This is a genomic window from Spirilliplanes yamanashiensis (genome assembly GCF_016863475.1).
Lineage (GTDB): Bacteria > Actinomycetota > Actinomycetes > Mycobacteriales > Micromonosporaceae > Spirilliplanes > Spirilliplanes yamanashiensis.
In genome coordinates, this window is record NZ_BOOY01000011.1 from 34,773 (window position 1) to 52,766 (window position 17,994).

The following is a 17,994-nucleotide window of genomic DNA, read 5'->3' on the forward strand; positions in this document are numbered from 1 at the left end:
GTCGCTCGACCGGCGGAGAAGCCGGGCGGTCACTACGTTTGGTGCATGGGACGGGTGACCGGGCGGCGCGGTGTGCTGCGGATCGATCTCGACGCCCCCGACGGCGGGCGGCGGCGGCCCGACGAGCTGGCCGCCGAGGAGCCGCTCGAGGTGCGGGTCGGCAAGGAGCCGCTGGCCGTCACGATGCGCACCCCCGGTCACGACGTCGACCTGGCGCTCGGGTTCCTGTGCACCGAGGGCGTGATCCGCGGCCCCGACGACGTGCGCACCGCCATGCTGTGCGCGGGCGCGGAGACGCCGAACACGTACAACGTCGTGGACGTGACGCTCGCCGACGGTGTGCCGCCGCCCGAGACGGATCCGAGCCGCAACTTCTACACGACCAGTTCGTGCGGGGTGTGCGGCAAGGCCAGCATCGACGCGGTGCGCACCCGCTCGGCGTACGACCCCGGGAGCGACCCGCTCACCGTGCCCGCCGCGACGCTGGCGGGCATGCCGGAAGCCCTGCGCCGCGCGCAGCGCACCTTCGACAAGACGGGCGGGCTGCACGCGGCCGGGCTGTTCGACGGCGGTGGGCGGCTGGTCGTGCTGCGGGAGGACGTCGGCCGGCACAACGCCGTCGACAAGGTGGTCGGGTGGGCGTTGCGGGAACGGCGGCTGCCGCTGACCGGGCACGTGCTGCTGGTGTCGGGGCGGGCCAGTTTCGAGCTGACGCAGAAGGCGTGGATGGCCGGGCTGCCCGTCCTGGCGGCCGTGTCGGCGCCGAGCACCCTCGCCGCCGAGCTGGCCGACGAGGCCGGGATGACGCTGGTCGGCTTCCTCCGCGGGCGCACGATGAACGTGTACACCCGTCCCGACCGGATCACCCGGGACTGACCGGCGCGGGCCAGCCGTCGACGGCCGACGGCGGCAGCCCGAAGCGCAGGATGTCGTCGAGCAGGACCGCCATGCTGTAGCCGGGGTCCTCGGCGAGCGCCCGCTCCACCGCGACGGCGGCGAGCGCGCCCTGGCCGGTGCGCCAGGCGGCGAACGCCAGCAGACACGCGGGGGCGGGCACCCAGCGCGGCTCGACGCGGCGGGTCAGGTCGGTCCAGAGCGGCACCTGCCATGGTTCCTGGCCGACGGCCTGCCAGGCGAGGTCGCGCACCGGCACGTGGGCCAGCAGGACGCCGAGCCACGCGGCCTCGTCGTCGGTGAGCCGCCCACCGGCCTCGGCCCGCCGCAGCGCGGCGGTGACCGCCGCCCGCCCGGCCCGCAGCACCGCCGCCCGCGCCACCCCGATCCGCCCGCCACCGGCATCGGCCCCTTGCCGGTGGGTGGGAGGAGAAGGCAGGGCGCCGCCGGGAGACGACGCCGAGCCGGCACCGGCAGACGACGCGGGGCCACCCACGGAAGAGGACGCGCCGGCACCGGCGGGAGACCGCACCGTGCCGCCGGCGGGAGGTGGTTGGCAGCCGGCGGGGGACGAAGTCGAGCCGCCGCTGGAAGGCGGCGCGGAGCCGGCGGAAGACGAAGTGGCGCCATCGGGAGGCGGCGCGGAGCCGGCGGAAGACGAGGTAGTGCCCGCGGGAGACGGCGTAGAGCTGACGGGAGACGGCGTAGAGCTGGCGGGAGACGGCGGGAAGGGGGTGGCAGGCGGCGCGGAGCCCGCGGACGACGACGCGACCGCGCCGGGAGCAGCCGAAGCCACTATCGCCGCCCCCGCCAGCGCCTCCAGCCGCCGCCGAGCCGCCTCCGTGCACCGCCCCATCGCCGCCCGCGCCTCCCCGGTCACCGCCGCGACCTGGGCCACCAAAGCCTCCCGGTCCGGCAGCGCCACATGCCCCGCAAAGGTCGCCGCCGCGGCCACCGCCCCCGCCGCCTCGCACAAGCGGCCGGCCGAGGAGTCGCCGTGGAACCACCACCGCCCGTCGAGCACCCGCAGCACCGGCCGCACGTCGATGCCGTGGGCCGCGAGCGCGGCAGATACCGCCCCCAGCGCCGGGCCGACGGTGGCGGGAGTCCCGTACCCCAGGACGGCCGCCTCCGACGGGCGGTGGTGGGCCACGACGGCGGCGATGTGGGCGGTGTCGGCGGCCAGCGCATCCCGGGGTGGGACGTCGAGCCGGCAGGCGAAGACGACCTGGCCGGCGTGGACGGCGACCACGACGATGCTGTCGCGGGGGTGGAAGCCGATCAGGTACGGCACGGCGGCGACGATGTCGGCCGGGCCGCGAAGGGTCAGCACGCTCATGCCCACGAGCCTGGTCCCCCGCACACCACCGAAACGGCCCTGTGGACGACACGCCGTCGTCCACAGGGCCGTGAGCGTAACCGCAGGTCAGGCGCGGAACTGCAGTTCGTGCAGTTGCATGCTGTCGCGCCACTGGTGGGCGTGGCGTTCCAGGTCGAGGGTGAGCTGGATGGAGGAGACGACGTCGTAGCCGGCGGCGTGCAGGCAGCGGATGGCTTCGACGTTGCGGGACTCGGGCGAGATGGTCAGGGACACGAAGCTGCGCTTGGAGGCCTGGTGGGCGACGTGCTGCAGCAGGGCCCGGCCGACGCCGCGGCCGCGGTGGGCGGGGTCGACGACGACGGGTTCCACCTCGCCGGCGCGGTCGCGCATGATGAGGCCGACGAGGCCGATGACGCCGTCGTCGGGGTGTTCGGCGACCCACATGCCGGCCAGGTCGAGCCGGGTGAGGTACTCCTCGAAGCCGGCGCCGTCGTCGGCGGACTCGGGGGCCTCGTACATGGTCGCGTGGCTGCGGGTGAGTTCGGCCCACAGGCGGCGCCCCGCGCTGTGGTCGCTCGGGCGGTACGAACGCACGGTGACGGGACTCATGGCTTCATGGTGACGGCAAATGCGCCCCGTGTGAGCGGAAGTGGAAGATAGGTCCGTGGACCTCGGGTACCTTCGCGCGCACCCGCAGCACCTCCCGACATTTCTGACCCATCAGCGCATCCGGGAGACGCCGGTGCCGGGCGGCGACGTGTGCGCCGCGTCCCGGCTGACCCTGGACGACGGCGCTTCCCTGTTCGCGAAGACGTTCCGCGGCGGGGAGGCGCCGCCGGGGTTCTTCGCGGCGGAGGCCGCGGGGCTGCGGTGGCTGGGCGAGGCCGGCGGGGCGCCCGTACCCGAGGTGGTGGCCGAGCTGCCCGCGCTGCTGGCGCTGGAGTGGCTCGACGCGGGCGAGCCGACCGCGGCGGCCGCGGAGCGGTTCGGGCGCGAGCTGGCGGCCACCCACCGGGCCGGCGCGGCGGCGTTCGGGGCGCCGTGGCCGGGGTTCATCGGGCCGCTGCCGCAGGACAACTCGCAGGTCACGGGCCCGTGGGCGCCCTGGTTCGCGGAGCGCCGCCTGCTGCCGTACCTGCGGTCGGCCGCCGACTCCGGGGCGCTGTCCGCAGCCGACGTCGCGGCCGTCGAGCGCGTCGTCGCGACGATCGAGGGGTACGACGAGCCGCCCGCGCGCCTGCACGGCGACCTGTGGCCGGGCAACGTGCTGTGGGGCGCCGACGGCCGGGCGTGGCTGGTGGACCCGGCCGCGCACGGCGGGCACCGGGAGACCGACCTGGCGCAGCTGGCCCTGTTCGGCGGGGCGCCGCACCTGGACCGGATCGTCGCCGCGTACGACGAGGTGTGGCCGCTCGGCGACGGGTGGCGCGACCGGGTGCCGCTGCACCAGCTGCACCTGCTGCTGGTGCACGCCGCGGCGTTCGGCGGGTCGTGGGCCGCCGCGGTGCGCTCCGCCGCGGCTAGCCTGGGAGGGTGAGCATCAACGCAGGCCTCGTCGACCGGTACGGACGCACGGCCACCGACCTGCGGGTGTCGCTGACCGACCGGTGCAATCTGCGCTGCACCTACTGCATGCCCGCCGAGGGGCTGGCGTGGCTGCCGCGGCAGGACGTGCTCACCGACGCGGAGATCTCCCGGCTGATCCGGGTGGCGGTGGAGCTGCTCGGCGTGACGGAGGTCCGGTTCACCGGGGGTGAGCCGCTGGTGCGGCCGGGCCTGACCGCGATCGTGGCGGCCGCGGCGGCGCTGCGCCCGCGGCCCCGGCTGTCGCTCACCACGAACGGCCTGGGCCTGGAACGGCTGGCACCCGCCCTGCGCGACGCCGGCCTCGACCGGGTCAACGTCTCGCTGGACACCCTGTCGCCGGAGCGGTTCGCGCAGCTCACCCGCCGGGACCGGCACGCGGACGTGCTGGCCGGGCTGCGCGGGGCGGTGGCGGCCGGACTGACCCCGGTGAAGATCAACGCGGTGCTGATGCGCGGGGTGAACGACGACGAGGCGCCCGCGCTGCTGCGGTTCGCGCTGGAGCACGGCTACCAGCTGCGCTTCATCGAGCAGATGCCGCTGGACGCCCAGCACGGGTGGGACCGCGCGTCGATGGTCACCGCGGACGAGATCCTCGCCGCCCTGGCCCCGTTCGACCTGCGGCCGGACCCGGTGGAGCGGGGCGCGGCGCCCGCCGAGACGTGGGTGGTGCCCGGGTACGCCGACGCGGCCGGCGAGCCCGCCCGGGTCGGCGTGATCGGCAGCGTGACCCGCCCGTTCTGCGGCGGCTGCGACCGCACCCGGCTCACCGCGGACGGCCAGGTGCGCAACTGCCTGTTCGCCACGGAGGAGTCCGACCTGCGCGCGGCCCTGCGCGGCGGCGCCACCGACGACGAGGTGGCGGACCGGTGGCGGGCGGCCACGCTCGGCAAGCGCGCCGGGCACGGCATCGACGACCCCACGTTCCTGCAGCCCGCGCGGCCGATGTCCGCCATCGGCGGCTGACCGTGCTGACCGTCCGCTACTTCGCCGGGGCCCGCGCCGCGGCCGGCGTCGCCGACGAGACCGTGCCGGCCGGGGTGTGCCTCGACGACCTGGCCGCCGCCCTCGCCGACCGGCACGGCCCGGGGCTGGCCAAGGTGCTGGCCGCCGCCAGTTTCCTCGTCGACGGCGTCGCCTGCCATGATCGCCGGGCGGTGCTGGCACCGGGCGTCACCGTGGACGTGCTGCCGCCGTTCGCGGGAGGCTGAGAAGGGTGTTGTTGGTCATGGGGTTCGCCGCCACGCTGGCGATCGTCGTCGGGCTCATCCACTGGTACCTGTACAAGCGCCTGGTCCGCGACACCCTGCCGGAGGGCTGGCCGCGCCGGGCCGGGGCGGTCGCCGCGGTGCTGCTCGCGCTGCTGGCGCCGACCACGCTCGTCCTGGTGCGCGAGGGCTCGGTGCAGTGGCTGGCCTGGCCGGGCTTCCTGTGGCTCGCGCTGATGTTCTACCTGCTCGTCGTGCTGGCGGTGCTGGAGGTTCCGCGCGCGGCGCTCCTGCTGTGGTGGCGCGCCCGCCGCCGGCGTACCCCCGCGGGGGTGACCGCCACCCCGGCGCAGGCCGACGGCGCGGTGCAGGCGGAACCGGCGGCGCAGCAGGCGGTCGCGGCGCAGGCGGAACCGCCGGGCCCGGCCGGCGGCGTGGCCACCAAGGGCGACGTGGCCACCAAGGCCGGCGACCCGCCCGGCGACGGCGCCGGGACGGGGACCGACCCCGCGCACGACGCCTCGCGGCGGCTGCTGCTCGCGCGGGGGGCGGCGATCTTCGCCGGCCTCACCGCCGCCGGAGCCGTCGGCTACGGGGTGCGCACCGCGCTCGGCCCGCCGCAGCTCGACCGGTTCCAGGTGCCGATGGCGAAGCTGCCGCGCGCGATGGACGGCACCCGCATCGCCGTCGTGTCCGACATCCACCTCGGGCCGCTGGTGCCCGCGAACCACGCCCAGCGGATCACCGACCTGATCAACTCGGTGGACGCGGACGTGGTGGCGATCGTCGGCGACCTCGTCGACGGCACCGTGGAGGAGCTGGGCGCGTCGGCCGCGCCGCTGGGGCGCATCCAGGCCCGGCACGGCACGTTCTTCGTCACCGGCAACCACGAGTACTACTCGGGGCACCTGCCGTGGATCGAGGAGGTGCAGCGGCTCGGCATCCGGGTGCTGCGCAACGAGCGCGAGGAGCTGCTCGTCCGCGGCGGCGCCCTCGACCTGGCCGGCGTCAACGACATCGGCGGCGAGGAGTTCGGCGACGGGCCGGACTTCCCGACGACGTTCGCCGGCCGGGACCCGTCGCGGCCGGTGGTGCTGATGGCGCACCAGCCGGTGCAGGCCCGGTCGGCCGCGGAGTACGGCGTCGACCTGCAGGTGTCCGGCCACACCCACGGCGGGCAGATGGTGCCGTTCAACCTGCTGGTCAAGCTGGAGCAGCCGGTCGTGTCGGGGTACGGCACGGTCGACGGCGTGCCGGTGTACGTGACGAACGGCGCGGGTTTCTGGGGTCCGCCGGTGCGCGTCGGCGCCCCGCCGCAGGTGTCGCTGCTGGAGCTGCGCGCCCCCTGAACCCGTAGCTGTTGTGGGGTGGCGCCCGGACGTCACCCACATGTGGTGTGAGGGAGAGCGCAAGGCCACCCGTGCGCGTGGCGGCGCGCATCGTCGGGCGTCGCCGTGACAGGATGCGGCGTGCCCCCGTTCTCCGCATCGTCCCGGCCCTCGGACGCGTACGTGGCGGACCTGCACATCCACTCCCGGTATTCGCGCGCGTGCAGCCGCGACCTGACGCTGCCGAACCTGGCCTGGTGGGCGCGCCGGAAGGGCATCGCGCTGCTGGGCACGGGCGACTTCACCCACCCCGCGTGGTTCGACCACCTGCGGGAGAACCTGCACGAGGCGGAGCCGGGCCTGTACCGGCTGAGCGCGGACGCCGAGCGCGCGGTGCAGGAGCGGCTGCCGGCCCGGCTGGCCGACACCCCGGCGGCGCGGTTCATGCTCAGCGTGGAGATCTCGACGATCTACAAGCGCGACGACCGCACCCGCAAGGTGCACCACCTGATCTACCTGCCGGACCTGGCGGCGGCGGCCCGGTTCACCACGGCGCTGGGCCGGATCGGCAACCTCACCGCGGACGGCCGCCCGATCCTGGGCCTGGACTCGCGCGACCTGCTGGAGATCACGCTCGAGGCGAGCCCGGACGGCTACCTGGTGCCGGCGCACATCTGGACGCCGTGGTTCTCGGCGCTGGGCTCGAAGTCGGGCTTCGACGCGATCTCGGAGTGCTACGCCGACCTGGCCGACCACATCTTCGCGGTGGAGACGGGCCTGTCGTCGGACCCGGAGATGAACTGGCGGGTGTCCGGTCTGGACGGTTATCGCCTGGTGTCCAACTCGGACGCCCACTCCCCGGCTGCGCTGGCGCGCGAGGCGACGCTGTTCGACGCCGAGCTGAGCTACGCGGGCGTCCGCGACGCGCTGCGCACCGGCGACGGCCTGGCGGGCACGATCGAGTTCTTCCCCGAGGAGGGCAAGTACCACGCCGACGGCCACCGGGCGTGCGGCGTGAACTGGGAGCCCGCGCGGACCCGGGCGGCCGGCGGCCGGTGCCCGGAGTGCGGCAAGCCGCTGACCGTGGGCGTGCTGAGCCGGGTCGAGGACCTGGCCGACCGGCCCGCGGGCCACGTGCGGCCGGGGCCGGGGGTCACCCACCTCATCCAGCTGGCCGAGCTGCTCGGCGAGGTCAACGGCGTCGGCCCGAAGTCGAAGACCGTCGAGGGGCAGCTCAACCACCTCGTCGCCGCGCTCGGCCCCGAGCTGGACATCCTGCGCACGATCCCGCTGGACGCGGTGAAGCAGGCCGGCGGCGAGCTGCTCGGCGAGGCGGTGCGCCGGCTGCGGGCGGGCGAGGTGCGCCGGGTGCCCGGCTACGACGGCGAGTACGGGGTCATCACCGTCTTCGAGCCGGGCGAGCTGCGCCGCAAGGGCAACGCCCCGCAGGAGGAGGCGCTGTTCGACCTGCCGGTGCCGCAGCAGCGCCCGGCGTCCGAGCCGGTCAAGGCGGCCCCGGTCAAGGCGGCGCCGCCGCGCCGGGTCGCCCCGTCGGGGCCGTCGGCCGTGGGCCCGCCCGCGATCGGCCGCGCCACCGTGCCGCGGGTGTCCGCTCCCCCGCCGCTGGCGCAGCCGGTGTCGCCGCACGAGCCGTTCGAGCCGATGCTGTCCGGCATGGAGGAGGTCGGCACCGGCCTGCTCGACCGGCTCGACGCGATGCAGCGGGTGGCCGCGTCCGCGCCGGGCGGGCCGCTGCTCATCGTGGCGGGCCCGGGCACCGGCAAGACCCGCACGCTGACCCACCGGATCGCCTACCTGTGCGCCGAGCTGTTCGTGCCGCCCGCGCACTGCCTGGCGATCACGTTCACCCGCCGCGCCGCCGAGGAGCTGCGGCACCGCCTCGACGGGCTGCTCGGGGCGAAGGACGCCGAGGACATCACGGTGTCGACGTTCCACTCGCTGGGCCTGTCGATCCTGCGCGACAACGCGAAGGCGGCCGGGCTGGCGCCCGGGTTCCGGATCGCCGACGACGCCGAGCGCGCCGCCGCCCGGGAGGCGGCCGGCACCGACGACGCCGCGTACGCGAAGCTGCTGCGCCAGCAGGACCTGGTGGACCTGGACGAGCTGGTCACGCTGCCGCTGGCGCTGCTGGAGGACGACGCCGAGCTGGTCGCGCGCTACCGCGACCGGTGGCGGTGGATCTTCGTCGACGAGTACCAGGACGTGGACGACGCGCAGTACCGGCTGCTGCGCCTGCTGAGCCCGCCGAACGGCAACCTGTGCGCGATCGGCGACCCGGACCAGGCGATCTACTCGTTCCGCGGCGCCGACGTCGGCTACTTCCTGCGCTTCTCGCAGGACTTCACGGACGCCCGCCTGGTGCGGCTGACCCGCAACTACCGCTCGTCGGCGCCGATCCTGGCCGCCGCGGTGCAGGCGATCGCGCCGTCGTCGCTGGTGCGCGGCCGCCGCCTCGACCCGGCCCGGCTCGACCCGGAGGCGCCGCTGGTCGGCCGCTACCACGCGGCGTCGTCCGCCGACGAGGCCGACTTCGTGGTGCGCACGATCGACGAGCTGGTCGGCGGCCTGTCGCACCGCTCGCTGGACAGCGGCCGGGTCGACGGCCGGCACGTCACCGGCCAGGTGTCGTTCTCCGACGTGGCGGTGCTGTACCGCACGGACGCGCAGGCCGCCGCGATCGTCGACGCGCTGTTCCGGGCGGGCGTGCCCGTGCAGAAGCGCTCGCACGACCGGCTGCGCGACCGCCCCGGCGTGGGCGCGATCGCCCGCGAGCTGCGGCACGCCGACGGCCTGGGTGGCTCGCTGGCCGCGCGGGTGCGGCTGACCGCGCAGGTGCTGGCGCAGCGGTACGCGGCTCCGACGCTCGACGGCCCGGCCCTGACCCCGGAGGACGTCTGGGCGGCGTCGGACCTGCTGATGCCGCTGGCCCAGCGCTGCGGCGACGACCTGCCCGCCTTCCTGCTGCAGATCGCCACGGGCGCCGAGGTGGACGCGCTGGACCCGCGCGCCGAGGCGGTGACGCTGCTGACCCTGCACGCCGCGAAGGGCCTCGAGTTCCCCGTGGTGTTCCTGGTGGGCTGCGAGGACGGGCTGCTGCCGCTGCGCTGGCCGGGCACCACCCCGGCGGAGGAGGCGGTCGCCGAGGAGCGCCGGCTGTTCTTCGTGGGCCTGACCCGGGCGCAGGACCGGCTGTACGTCAGCCACGCGGCCCGCCGCTTCCGGCACGGCTCCGAGCGGGAGCAGAGCCCGACGCCGTTCCTGGACGCGATCGACGCGGGGCTGTTCGAGCGGATGGGCGACACGGTGCCGTCGCGGCCGCGCGACCGGCAGCTGCGGCTGCTCTAGCGCGCCCACAGCGCCGCCACGAAGAACCCGCCGAGCAGCGCCGGCCCGAACGGCAGGGCGGTGCGCCGCCCGGCGCGCCGGGTGAGCAGCAGGCCGGCCGCGACCGGGCCGTTGAGCAGGTGCGGCAGCGCCAGCCCGAGCCACACGGCGGGCCAGCCCAGCCAGCCGAGCAGCAGGCCCAGCACCCCGGCCAGCTTCACGTCGCCCATGCCGAGCGGCGCGCCCGGCAGCAGCGCGGCGGCCAGGTGCAGCGCCAGGCAGAGGGCCCCGGCGAGCGCGGCCCGGCCGAGCCGCCCCGGGTCGCCGGTGAGGACGGCGGCGGCCCACAGCGCGGCGGCGACCGCGGCGAGCAGCGCGCCGACCAGCGGGTCGGGCAGGCGCAGCGTCGCCAGGTCGGTGCGGGCCAGGGGCACCCCGAGCAGCGCCACGGCCAGGAACGCGAGCAGCTCGGGGCCGGGCCCGGCGACCGCCCCGGCGGCGGCGCCGGCCGCCGCGCCCACGGCGGCCCAGGGGCCTACCCGGACGCGCGGCGGCCCGGACCGGACGGACCCCACGGCGGCGCCGAGCGCCGCGCAGCACAGGATGATGACCACGGACCGGGACGCTAGCGGCGTGCACCGCCCGCGCCGGGTCGGAGAACCGACACTTCAGAGGCCCCCGAATGCGGTACAGCGGGTGGCGGACGCGGTTCCGGGAGCGGGACGGCCGGTGCGTCACGCTACGGTGGCTCTCAGCACCGACCAGGGAGAGGTCTGGACATGTCGCAGAGCGGACCGTATCCCGGCCCGTCGCCGCAGCCGGGCCGCGATCCGGACGAGCCGTACACCGAGCCCGCCGACCCGTGGAGCGGGCACCCCACCTGGCCGGCCACGCCCGCACCGGGCTCGCCGGCCACGGGCTTCGAGCCGAGCTACGGCTTCGACCGCTCGCAGTCGGGGACCGGCTGGACGCCGCCGCCCGCCCCGCCGCGCCGCCGGGGCCCCGGCACCGCGATCGTGGTGCTGGTGGTCGTGCTGGGCGTCCTCGTGGTGATCGGCGGCGGGGTCGCGTGGTGGCTCCTCGCCGGCGGCGGGGACGAGCCGGTGGCGAAGCCGCAGCCGGCCCCGTCGAGCGCGGTGCCGTCGGCGGCGCCCAGCGACGAGACGGACGCCCGGTTCGTCACGGCGGGCCAGTGCGTGCGCAACGAGGGCTCCGAGGACGTGCCGCAGATGACGATCGCGCCGTGCGGCGAGGGCACGTTCGAGGTGCTCAAGCGGGTGGACGGGGCGACGACGGGCGAGCCGGACGCGCAGAAGAAGTGCGCCGCGGTGACCGGCTACACGAACTGGTACTTCTACGACAGCGAGCTGGACGCGCTCGACTTCGTGCTGTGCCTGCGCGGCAAGTAGCGCCCTCTCGGGCTGTCTTACGAAATCGCTAGAGAGTCGTAGAGCAACATACCGGCGGCCGCGTTCTAGCGATCGCGCTAGACACGCCGATACGGTGCTATCCGTGGATCCGGTACGGAACCCGTACGCACCCGGCGCCGGCCAGCGGCCCCCGGAGCTGGCCGGGCGCAGCCGCGAGCTGGACGCCTTCGACGTCGTGCTCGAACGCGTCGCCCGGGGCCGCCCCGAGCGCAGCCTCGTCCTCACCGGCCTGCGCGGCGTCGGCAAGACCGTCCTGCTCAACACGCTGCGCTCGCAGGCCATCGGCAAGCTGTGGGGCACCGGCAAGATCGAGGCGCGACCCGACCAGTCACTGCGCCGGCCCCTGTCCGCCGCCCTGCACATGGCCATCCGCGAGCTCGCGCCCCGGCACCGCAACCCCGACCGCATCGACGAGGTGCTCGGCGTGCTCAAGGCGTTCGCGCTGCGCGGCACCGAGACGGCCAAGCTGCGCGACCGCTGGCAGCCCGGCATCGACGTGCCCGCCGCGGCCGGGCGGGCCGACACCGGCGACATCGAGATCGACCTCGTCGAGCTGTTCACCGACGCCGCCTCGCTCGCCACCGACGTCGGCACCGGCATCGCCCTGTTCATCGACGAGATGCAGGACCTCGGGCCCGCCGACGTGTCCGCGCTGTGCGCCGCCTGCCACGAGCTGTCGCAGCTCGGCGCCCCGCTCATCGTCGTCGGGGCCGGGCTGCCGCACCTGCCCGCCGTGCTGTCGGCCGCCAAGTCGTACTCCGAGCGGCTGTTCCGCTACCAGCGCATCGACCGCCTCGACCGGATCGCCGCCGACCTCGCCCTGTGCGCGCCCGCCGCCCGCGAGGACGTGGAGTACGAACCCAAGGCCCTCGACCTGCTGTACGAGAAGTCCGGCGGCTACCCGTACTTCGTCCAGGCGTACGGCAAGGCGACCTGGGACCACGCCCCGCAGTCGCCCGTCACCCCCGCCGACGTGCGGGTCGCCGCCCCCGAGGCGGAGGCGGAGCTGGCGGTCGGCTTCTTCGGCTCCCGCTACGAGCGCGCCACCCCCGCCGAGCGCGAGTACATGCGCACGATGGCGAGCCTGCACACCGGCGACGCGGGCGACATGGACGCGGCGGTGCCGACCGCCGACATCGCCCGCGCGCTGGCCCGCAAGCCGGCCAGCCTCTCCCCCGCCCGCGACGCCCTCATCAAGAAGGGGCTGATCTACTCGGGCGAACGCGGCACGGTGGCGTTCACCGTGCCGCACTTCGGCCGGTACCTGCGCACCCAGCCCTAGAGGTCGTGCCAGGGCTCGGGGTGCACCACCTCGCCCGGGGCCGGCTCCTGGGCGCCCGGCAGCACGAGCGCCTGCCAGGCGTCGCCGAAGGCGTCCCACGCGCCGGTCAGCCCCATCGGCAGCGCCGGCCGGAACCCGAACCGCCCGTAGTACGCCGGGTCGCCGAGCACCAGCACGAGCGACTCGTCGGCGGCCGCGGCCCGCTCCAGCGCGTGCCGGACGACGGCCGTCCCGATGCCCTGGCGCTGGCGGTCCGGCAGCACCGCCACCGGCCCCAGCGCGAGCGCCGGCGTCCCGCCCGCGAGGATGCGGCTGAGCAGGGCATGACCGACGACGAGCCCGCCGCCGTCCGCGACGACCTGGTCGTCCTCGGCCACCACGGACAGGTCCGGCAGCCAGGCGGGATGCACCCGCAGCGCGTCGACGAGGCGGACCTCGGCCCCGCCGGAGTCCGCGAAGGCGTGCGCCAGGAGGCGGCGCACACCCGGCGCGTCGCCGGGCCGCTCGGCCCGTACGGTCAACGTCTTCATCGAGATCCTTCCCCGTGGTCGCTAGGGTGTGAGGGTGGCCGGGACGGTGAAACGGGCGTTCAAGTTCCGTTTCTATCCGACCCCGGAGCAGGCGGACCTGCTGAACCGCACGTTCGGGTGTGTGCGCAAGGTTTACAACCTGGCCCTGGCCGCGCGGAGCGAGGCGTGGTATCGGCGGCAGGAGCGGGTCACCTACAACGCGACGTCGGCGTTGCTGACGGCGTGGAAGAAGACGGACGCGCTGGCGTTCCTCAATGAGGTCTCCAGCGTGCCGTTGCAGCAGACGCTGCGGCACCTGCAGGACGCGTTCACGGCGTTCTGGAGCCGCCGGGCCCGCTACCCGCGGTTCAAGAGCAGGAAGAAGTCGCGCGCGTCGGCCGAGTTCACGCCGTCGGCGTTCCGCTACCGCGACGGAACCCTGACGCTCGCCAAGCTGGCCGGCCCGCTGGACATCGTCTGGTCCAGGCCGCTGCCGGACGGTGCGACGCCGTCCACGGTGACGGTGTCGCGCGACAGCGCGGGTCGCTGGTTCATGTCACTGCTCTGCGACGACACCATCGCCGCCCTGCCGGCCACCGGGGGTGTGGTCGGCATTGATGTCGGTCTCGAGCATCTGGCCACCCTGTCGACCGGAGAGAAGGTCGCCAACCCCCGGCACGAGCGGGCCGACCGGGCGAAGCTGGCCAGGGCGCAGCGGCAACTGGCCCGCAAGCAGAAGGGCGGCGACAGCAGGAACCGGGCGAAGGCCGCACTGAGGGTCGCCCGCATCCATGGCCGGATCGCCGACCGGCGGCGCGACGCCCTGCACCAGCTGACCACTCGACTCGTGCGTGAGAACCAAACGCTCGTCATCGAGGATCTCAACGTGCGAACGATGGTCACCAACCACCGCCTGGCCCGGGCCATCAGTGACGCGGCCTGGCGTGACCTGCGCACCATGCTGGAGTACAAAGCCGGCTGGTACGGCCGGGACCTCGTCGTGATCGACCGCTGGTATCCGTCCAGCAAGGTGTGCTCCGGGTGCGGGGCGGTCGCCGACACGATGCCGCTGACCGTGCGGTCGTGGGCGTGCCGGTGCGGCGCCACCCACGATCGCGACGTCAATGCGGCCCGCGACATCCTGGCCGCCGGACTGGCGGTGACGGCCTGTGGAGCCGGTGCAAGACCCCATCGGGAGTCATCCCGGAGGCGGCGACCGGCGGTGAAGCAGGAAGGCCCTGGGGCGACCGAGGGATCCTCGTCCGTCAGGGCGGGGAGGATGTCAAGAGGCGGAACCTACGCCAGTGTGGAGGGTGCGGAAACGGTTTGGCGGGTATAACCGGAACCATGAAGCCGGTCCGCAGTGCAGCCCGAGCCCTCCTCAGCGCCGTGTTCGTCGCGAGCGGCGCCCGCGCCCTCGCCAACCCGGCCCCCATGGTCGACCGGGCCAAGCCCGTCACCGACCGGGTCACGCCGCTGCTGGAGCGCACCGACCCCCGCATCCCGACCGACACCGCCACGCTGGTGCGCCTCAACGGCGCGGTCCAGCTCGGCGCCGGGCTGCTGCTGGCCACCGGCCGCGCGACCCGGCCCGCCGCGCTGGCGCTGGCCGCCTCGCTGGTGCCGACCACGCTCGCCGGGCACCGCTTCTGGGAGTTCAGCGGCCCGGAGCGCACCGTGCACCAGAACCAGTTCGTCAAGAATCTCGGCCTGCTCGGCGGGCTGCTGCTCGCCGCGGCCGACACCGAGGGCCGGCCGGGGCTGCGGTACCGGGCGGAGCACTTCGTCGACCGCCGCCAGCGCGGCGTGAAGCGGGCCGTGAGGACGGCCCGCCGCGAGGCGAAGATCGCCGCCGCGTCGGCGGCGATGGCCCGCCGGCTGCCCGGCTGACGGTCGTTGATCGGTTCCCCGGCGCCGGTGTCCCTGGCAGGGTCACCGGCGTTGAGGTCGTGGCAGGTGCGCGCGTCTTCTAAGGTGGCACCCGGCCAGGCTGACGGGGAGGAATGCGGACGATGACGGCACGCACACGCACCGGAGTCGTCGACCGTGTGCGGGCTGCCGTCGACCGTCGCGCCGTGCGGCGCGCGGGGCTGCTGCTGGTGCTGTTCGTGGCCGGCTGGCTGGCGGTGCGCGCCTTCGGCCGCGGCTACCACTTCTTCGACATGAAGATCTACCTGGGCGCCCTGCGCCACTGGGTGGACGGCGAGGACCTCTACCGGTACGCGGCGCCCGTCTCCGGGCTCGGCTTCACCTACCCGCCGTTCGCGGCGATCGTGATGCTGCCGATCGCGTTCCTGACCGCCACCGTCGCCGGGTGGATCAACCTGCTCGCCAGCGTGGCCGCGCTGTGGCTGGTGCTGTCGGCGCTGCTCGCCCCGATCGCCGGGCGGTACGGCTGGTCGCGGCGGTGGGCGGTGGCGTTCGCGCTGCCGCTGGCCCTGTGCACCGAGCCGGTCCGCGAGAGCCTCGGCTACGGCCAGGTCAACCTGCTGCTCACCGGCCTGGTCGTCGCCGACCTGGTGGCCCTGCGGCGGCGGGCCCGCGCCGCGGCCCGCGGGGGCGCCGCCTGGCGTGACAGCCCCGGCTTCCGGTTCCTGTGGCGAGGCGGCTTCGGGGCGTGGGGCGACTTCTGGCGCGGCGGCGGCTGGGCGGGCGTCGGCATCGGCCTCGCCGCGGCGATCAAGCTCACGCCCGCGCTGTTCATCGTCTACCTGCTGGTCACGCGGCAGTGGCGGGCCGCCCGCACCGCCATCGCCACCGCCGCGGCGGTCACGTCGCTGGCGTTCCTGCTCGCGCCCGGCACGTCGCTGGCCTACTTCGGCGACGTGCTGTGGAACACCGAACGCGTCGGCAACGCCGACACCACGCCCAACCAGTCGCTCGCGGGCCTGCTGGCCCGCCTGTTCGACTCGACCGAGGCGCCCACGCTCATCTGGCTGACGTTCTCGCTGGTGCTGCTCACCGTCGGGCTCACCCGGGCCAAGGCGGCGCACGGCGAGGGCGACGAGCTGGCCGCGTTCACCCTGGTCGGGCTCACCGCGAACCTGGTCAGTCCCGTCTCCTGGACGCACCACCTGGTGTTCCTGCTGCCCGCGGTGCTCATCCTCGGCGACGCGGCCCTGCGCCGCCGCGACGCCGCCCGGCTGCCGCTGCGCCGCCTGGGCGCCGCCGGCCAGGCCGGGCTCGGCGGCATGCGCGCGCCGATCTGGTTCCCCCGGTTCACCGGCGCCCGGCACGCGGCCGCCGCCGTCGCCGTGTACGCGCTGATCGTGGTCTCGCCGCTGTGGCCGTACCAGCACACCCTGCCGCAGACGTCGCACTACGCCGACGGGGCGTGGGGCGTGCTGATGGAGAATTCGCTGGCCCTGCTGCTGATCGTGCTGGTCACCGCGCTGCCGTGGCGCCCGGGCGCCGAGCCGGCGTTCCGCCCGAAGCCGTGGATCGCGCCCCGGCAGAAGCGCCGCCCGCGCCGCTGACCCCTCAGGGGCAGTTGACCCACTCGTCGGTGCCGTCGGCGAAGATCTGGTGCTTCCAGATCGGCAGGCGCGCCTTGGCCTCGTCGACGAGCCGCCCGCACGCGGCGAACGCCTCCGCCCGGTGCGCGGTGCTGACGGCCGCCACGAGCGCGACGTCGCCGACGGCGAGCCGGCCCACCCGGTGCGACACGGCGACCGACCGCACGGCCGGGTCGGCGGCGATCTCCTGCGCCACCTCGCGCAGCACCGCCTCGGCGGTCGGGTGGCCCTCGTACTCGAGCAGCGTGACGCCGCGGCCGTGGTCGTGGTCGCGCACGACGCCCTGGAACGACACGACGGCGCCCGCCGCGGCGTCTGCGACGGCCTGCTCGTGGGCGGCCAGGTCGAGCGGCTGGTCGGTGACGGCGACGTGGATCATCGTTCCCCCGGGAGGAGCGGCAGCGGCAGGAACGGCACCCGGTCGCCCGGTTCGCCGGACGTGCCGGGACGGATGACGGCGAACCCGGACGCCAGCGCCAGCCCGCGCAGCATCGCCGACCCGACGTGCGGGACCGGCCGCGCGTGTCCACGGTGGTCGGTCGCGGCGAGCGCCAGGTGCGTGTACGTCCCGCGCCCGGGGATCGGGGCCGCCAGCTCCACCGAGGACAGTGCGGGCAGCTCGCGCCCGGCCAGCCCGGCGAGCAGCGGCGCGACCAGCGAGGCCAGCGCGATCACCGCCGACTGCGGGTTGCCGGGCAGCCCGGCGACGAAGCGGGTGCGCCCGTCCGCGCCCGGCACCCGTGCCACCAGCATCGGGAAGCCCGGCCGGACGGCGACGGTGTTGACCACGTACTCGGCGCCGATCGCGGCGAGCGCGGGGTGCAGGTGGTCGACCGGGCCGTGCATGGTGCCGCCGGTGGTGCAGACGACGTCGGCGGCGGCGAGCCCGGCGCGCAGGGCGGAGACGTGCGCGTCGAGGGTGTCCTCGACCGGCCCGACGACCGTGCCGACCTCGGCCCCGCACCGCCGCAGCCAGGCGGGCACGAGCGGGCCGAGCGCGTCGCGGACCCGGCCGCCGCCGGGCGGGCCGCTGGTGAGCAGCTCGTCGCCGAACACCAGCAGCGCGGCCCGCACCGCCGGGCGCACGGCCAGCTCGTCGTAGCCGCAGGACGCGGCGAGCCCGAGCACCGCCGGGTCGACGGGCGTGCCGGCGGGCAGCAGCTCCTCGCCGCGGGCGGCCTCCTCGCCGGTGCGCCGCCACTCGGGACCCGGCTTCGGCTCGCCGCTGACCAGCCCGCCGTCGTCGACGACGGAGTTCTCGACCCGGACCAGGGCGTCCGCCCCGTCGGGCACCATGGCCCCGGTGGCGATCTCCACGCAGGTGCCGTCGCCGGTCAGTGGGGACGCCACCGAACCGGCCAGCACCCGCCCCACCGGCCGCCACGGCCCGGGCCCGCGCACCGCCCAGCCGTCGATGCTGGACGTCGGGAACGCGGGCAGGTCGGTCAGCGTGACCAGCGGCTCGGCCAGCGTGCGGCCGTCGGCGCCGGCCAGCGGCACCCGGGCGGGCGGCGGCGCGGCGGCGCGACCCGCCTCGTGGACGAGGCTGCGGGCTTTCTCCCAGTCGAGCGGCACGTC

Annotated in this window: 17 protein-coding genes; 11 read left to right on the forward strand and 6 right to left on the reverse strand. The window is 75.6% G+C overall.

Annotated elements, in window-relative coordinates; all coding sequences use genetic code 11:
* The first annotated feature begins 45 nt into the window (after positions 1-45).
* A complete protein-coding gene (gene fdhD, locus Sya03_RS09475; RefSeq protein WP_203937846.1) occupies positions 46-876 on the forward strand; it encodes a formate dehydrogenase accessory sulfurtransferase FdhD in 831 nt (276 codons plus the stop codon).
* Here the strand turns inward: fdhD and Sya03_RS30900 are convergent.
* Both Sya03_RS30900 and Sya03_RS09485 read right to left on the reverse strand, forming a co-directional pair.
* Positions 863-2,233 carry a DUF4192 domain-containing protein gene (locus Sya03_RS30900; protein WP_239107259.1) on the reverse strand — a complete coding sequence of 457 codons (1,371 nt, stop codon included), beginning with the start codon at positions 2,231-2,233 and terminating at the stop codon, positions 863-865. The two genes, fdhD and Sya03_RS30900, sit on opposite strands and share 14 nt — an antisense overlap.
* A gap of 87 nt (positions 2,234-2,320) precedes the next feature.
* Positions 2,321-2,824 (reverse strand): GNAT family N-acetyltransferase, encoded by a 504-nt coding sequence (locus Sya03_RS09485; RefSeq protein WP_203937847.1) that lies wholly within the window; start codon positions 2,822-2,824, stop codon positions 2,321-2,323.
* Between the two features lie 55 nt (positions 2,825-2,879).
* On the opposite strand from Sya03_RS09485, the gene Sya03_RS09490 reads away from it, so the two are divergent.
* From Sya03_RS09490 to Sya03_RS09510, 5 genes are all read left to right on the forward strand, one after another.
* On the forward strand, positions 2,880-3,752 hold the full coding sequence (locus Sya03_RS09490) for a fructosamine kinase family protein (RefSeq protein ID WP_203937848.1): 873 nt from the start codon (positions 2,880-2,882) through the stop codon (positions 3,750-3,752).
* A complete protein-coding gene (gene moaA / locus Sya03_RS09495) occupies positions 3,749-4,765 on the forward strand; it encodes a GTP 3',8-cyclase MoaA (RefSeq protein ID WP_203937849.1) in 1,017 nt (338 codons plus the stop codon). Before Sya03_RS09490 ends, moaA begins: the two co-directional genes overlap by 4 nt.
* Entirely contained in the window at positions 4,762-5,010 is a 249-nt protein-coding gene (locus tag Sya03_RS09500; protein ID WP_203937873.1) for a MoaD/ThiS family protein, read from the forward strand. Before moaA ends, Sya03_RS09500 begins: the two co-directional genes overlap by 4 nt.
* 5 nt (positions 5,011-5,015) lie before the next feature.
* The gene (locus tag Sya03_RS09505; RefSeq protein ID WP_370871921.1) at positions 5,016-6,356 is read left to right on the forward strand and encodes a metallophosphoesterase; all 1,341 of its coding nucleotides are present in this window, start codon (positions 5,016-5,018) and stop codon (positions 6,354-6,356) included.
* Positions 6,357-6,476: 120 nt separating this feature from the next.
* The gene (locus Sya03_RS09510; RefSeq protein WP_203937850.1) at positions 6,477-9,701 is read left to right on the forward strand and encodes a UvrD-helicase domain-containing protein; all 3,225 of its coding nucleotides are present in this window, start codon (positions 6,477-6,479) and stop codon (positions 9,699-9,701) included.
* Here Sya03_RS09510 and Sya03_RS09515 read toward each other — a convergent pair.
* Positions 9,698-10,294: a prepilin peptidase gene (locus Sya03_RS09515; RefSeq protein WP_203937851.1), complete on the reverse strand. Its 597-nt coding sequence runs from the start codon at positions 10,292-10,294 to the stop codon at positions 9,698-9,700. The genes Sya03_RS09510 and Sya03_RS09515 overlap by 4 nt on opposite strands.
* A 165-nt stretch (positions 10,295-10,459) precedes the next feature.
* Between Sya03_RS09515 and Sya03_RS09520 the strand changes: the two genes are divergently transcribed.
* Together Sya03_RS09520 and Sya03_RS09525 are read left to right on the forward strand one after the other, a co-directional pair.
* The gene (locus Sya03_RS09520) at positions 10,460-11,089 is read left to right on the forward strand and encodes an LppU/SCO3897 family protein (protein ID WP_203937852.1); all 630 of its coding nucleotides are present in this window, start codon (positions 10,460-10,462) and stop codon (positions 11,087-11,089) included.
* Positions 11,090-11,192: 103 nt separating this feature from the next.
* Positions 11,193-12,392, forward strand: coding sequence for an ATP-binding protein (locus Sya03_RS09525; protein ID WP_203937853.1), 1,200 nt, complete (start codon positions 11,193-11,195; stop codon positions 12,390-12,392).
* Here Sya03_RS09525 and Sya03_RS09530 read toward each other — a convergent pair.
* A complete protein-coding gene (locus Sya03_RS09530) occupies positions 12,389-12,922 on the reverse strand; it encodes a GNAT family N-acetyltransferase (RefSeq protein WP_203937854.1) in 534 nt (177 codons plus the stop codon). The two genes, Sya03_RS09525 and Sya03_RS09530, sit on opposite strands and share 4 nt — an antisense overlap.
* A 34-nt stretch (positions 12,923-12,956) precedes the next feature.
* Here Sya03_RS09530 and Sya03_RS09535 point away from each other — a divergent pair, with 34 nt between their 5' ends.
* The 3 genes from Sya03_RS09535 to Sya03_RS09545 all read left to right on the forward strand — a co-directional run bounded on the left by Sya03_RS09535 (position 12,957) and on the right by Sya03_RS09545 (position 16,377).
* Positions 12,957-14,240 (forward strand): RNA-guided endonuclease InsQ/TnpB family protein, encoded by a 1,284-nt coding sequence (locus Sya03_RS09535; protein ID WP_203937855.1) that lies wholly within the window; start codon positions 12,957-12,959, stop codon positions 14,238-14,240.
* Between the two features lie 8 nt (positions 14,241-14,248).
* The gene (locus Sya03_RS09540) at positions 14,249-14,791 is read left to right on the forward strand and encodes a DoxX family protein (protein ID WP_203937856.1); all 543 of its coding nucleotides are present in this window, start codon (positions 14,249-14,251) and stop codon (positions 14,789-14,791) included.
* 122 nt (positions 14,792-14,913) lie between these two features.
* A complete protein-coding gene (locus Sya03_RS09545) occupies positions 14,914-16,377 on the forward strand; it encodes a glycosyltransferase 87 family protein (RefSeq protein ID WP_239107262.1) in 1,464 nt (487 codons plus the stop codon).
* Between the two features lie 4 nt (positions 16,378-16,381).
* Here the strand turns inward: Sya03_RS09545 and Sya03_RS09550 are convergent, their stop codons facing one another.
* Positions 16,382-16,795, reverse strand: coding sequence for a molybdenum cofactor biosynthesis protein MoaE (locus Sya03_RS09550; RefSeq protein ID WP_203937858.1), 414 nt, complete (start codon positions 16,793-16,795; stop codon positions 16,382-16,384).
* Complete coding sequence (locus tag Sya03_RS09555; protein WP_203937859.1) at positions 16,792-17,991, reverse strand: molybdopterin molybdotransferase MoeA; 1,200 nt, start codon at positions 17,989-17,991, stop codon at positions 16,792-16,794. The genes Sya03_RS09550 and Sya03_RS09555 overlap by 4 nt, the downstream gene beginning before the upstream one ends.
* Positions 17,992-17,994 lie beyond the last annotated feature (3 nt).

Excerpts from the sequence above, each read along its gene's own strand:
- Sya03_RS30900 (WP_239107259.1), bottom strand. The coding sequence starts at position 2,233 with ATGAGCGTGCTGACCCTTCGCGGCCCGGCCGACATCGTCGCCGCCGTG.
- fdhD (WP_203937846.1), top strand. The coding sequence starts at position 46 with ATGGGACGGGTGACCGGGCGGCGCGGTGTGCTGCGGATCGATCTCGAC.
- Sya03_RS09530 (WP_203937854.1), bottom strand. The coding sequence starts at position 12,922 with ATGAAGACGTTGACCGTACGGGCCGAGCGGCCCGGCGACGCGCCGGGT.
- Sya03_RS09485 (WP_203937847.1), bottom strand. The coding sequence starts at position 2,824 with ATGAGTCCCGTCACCGTGCGTTCGTACCGCCCGAGCGACCACAGCGCG.
- Sya03_RS09540 (WP_203937856.1), top strand. The coding sequence starts at position 14,249 with ATGAAGCCGGTCCGCAGTGCAGCCCGAGCCCTCCTCAGCGCCGTGTTC.
- Sya03_RS09550 (WP_203937858.1), bottom strand. The coding sequence starts at position 16,795 with ATGATCCACGTCGCCGTCACCGACCAGCCGCTCGACCTGGCCGCCCAC.
- Sya03_RS09520 (WP_203937852.1), top strand. The coding sequence starts at position 10,460 with ATGTCGCAGAGCGGACCGTATCCCGGCCCGTCGCCGCAGCCGGGCCGC.
- Sya03_RS09545 (WP_239107262.1), top strand. The coding sequence starts at position 14,914 with ATGACGGCACGCACACGCACCGGAGTCGTCGACCGTGTGCGGGCTGCC.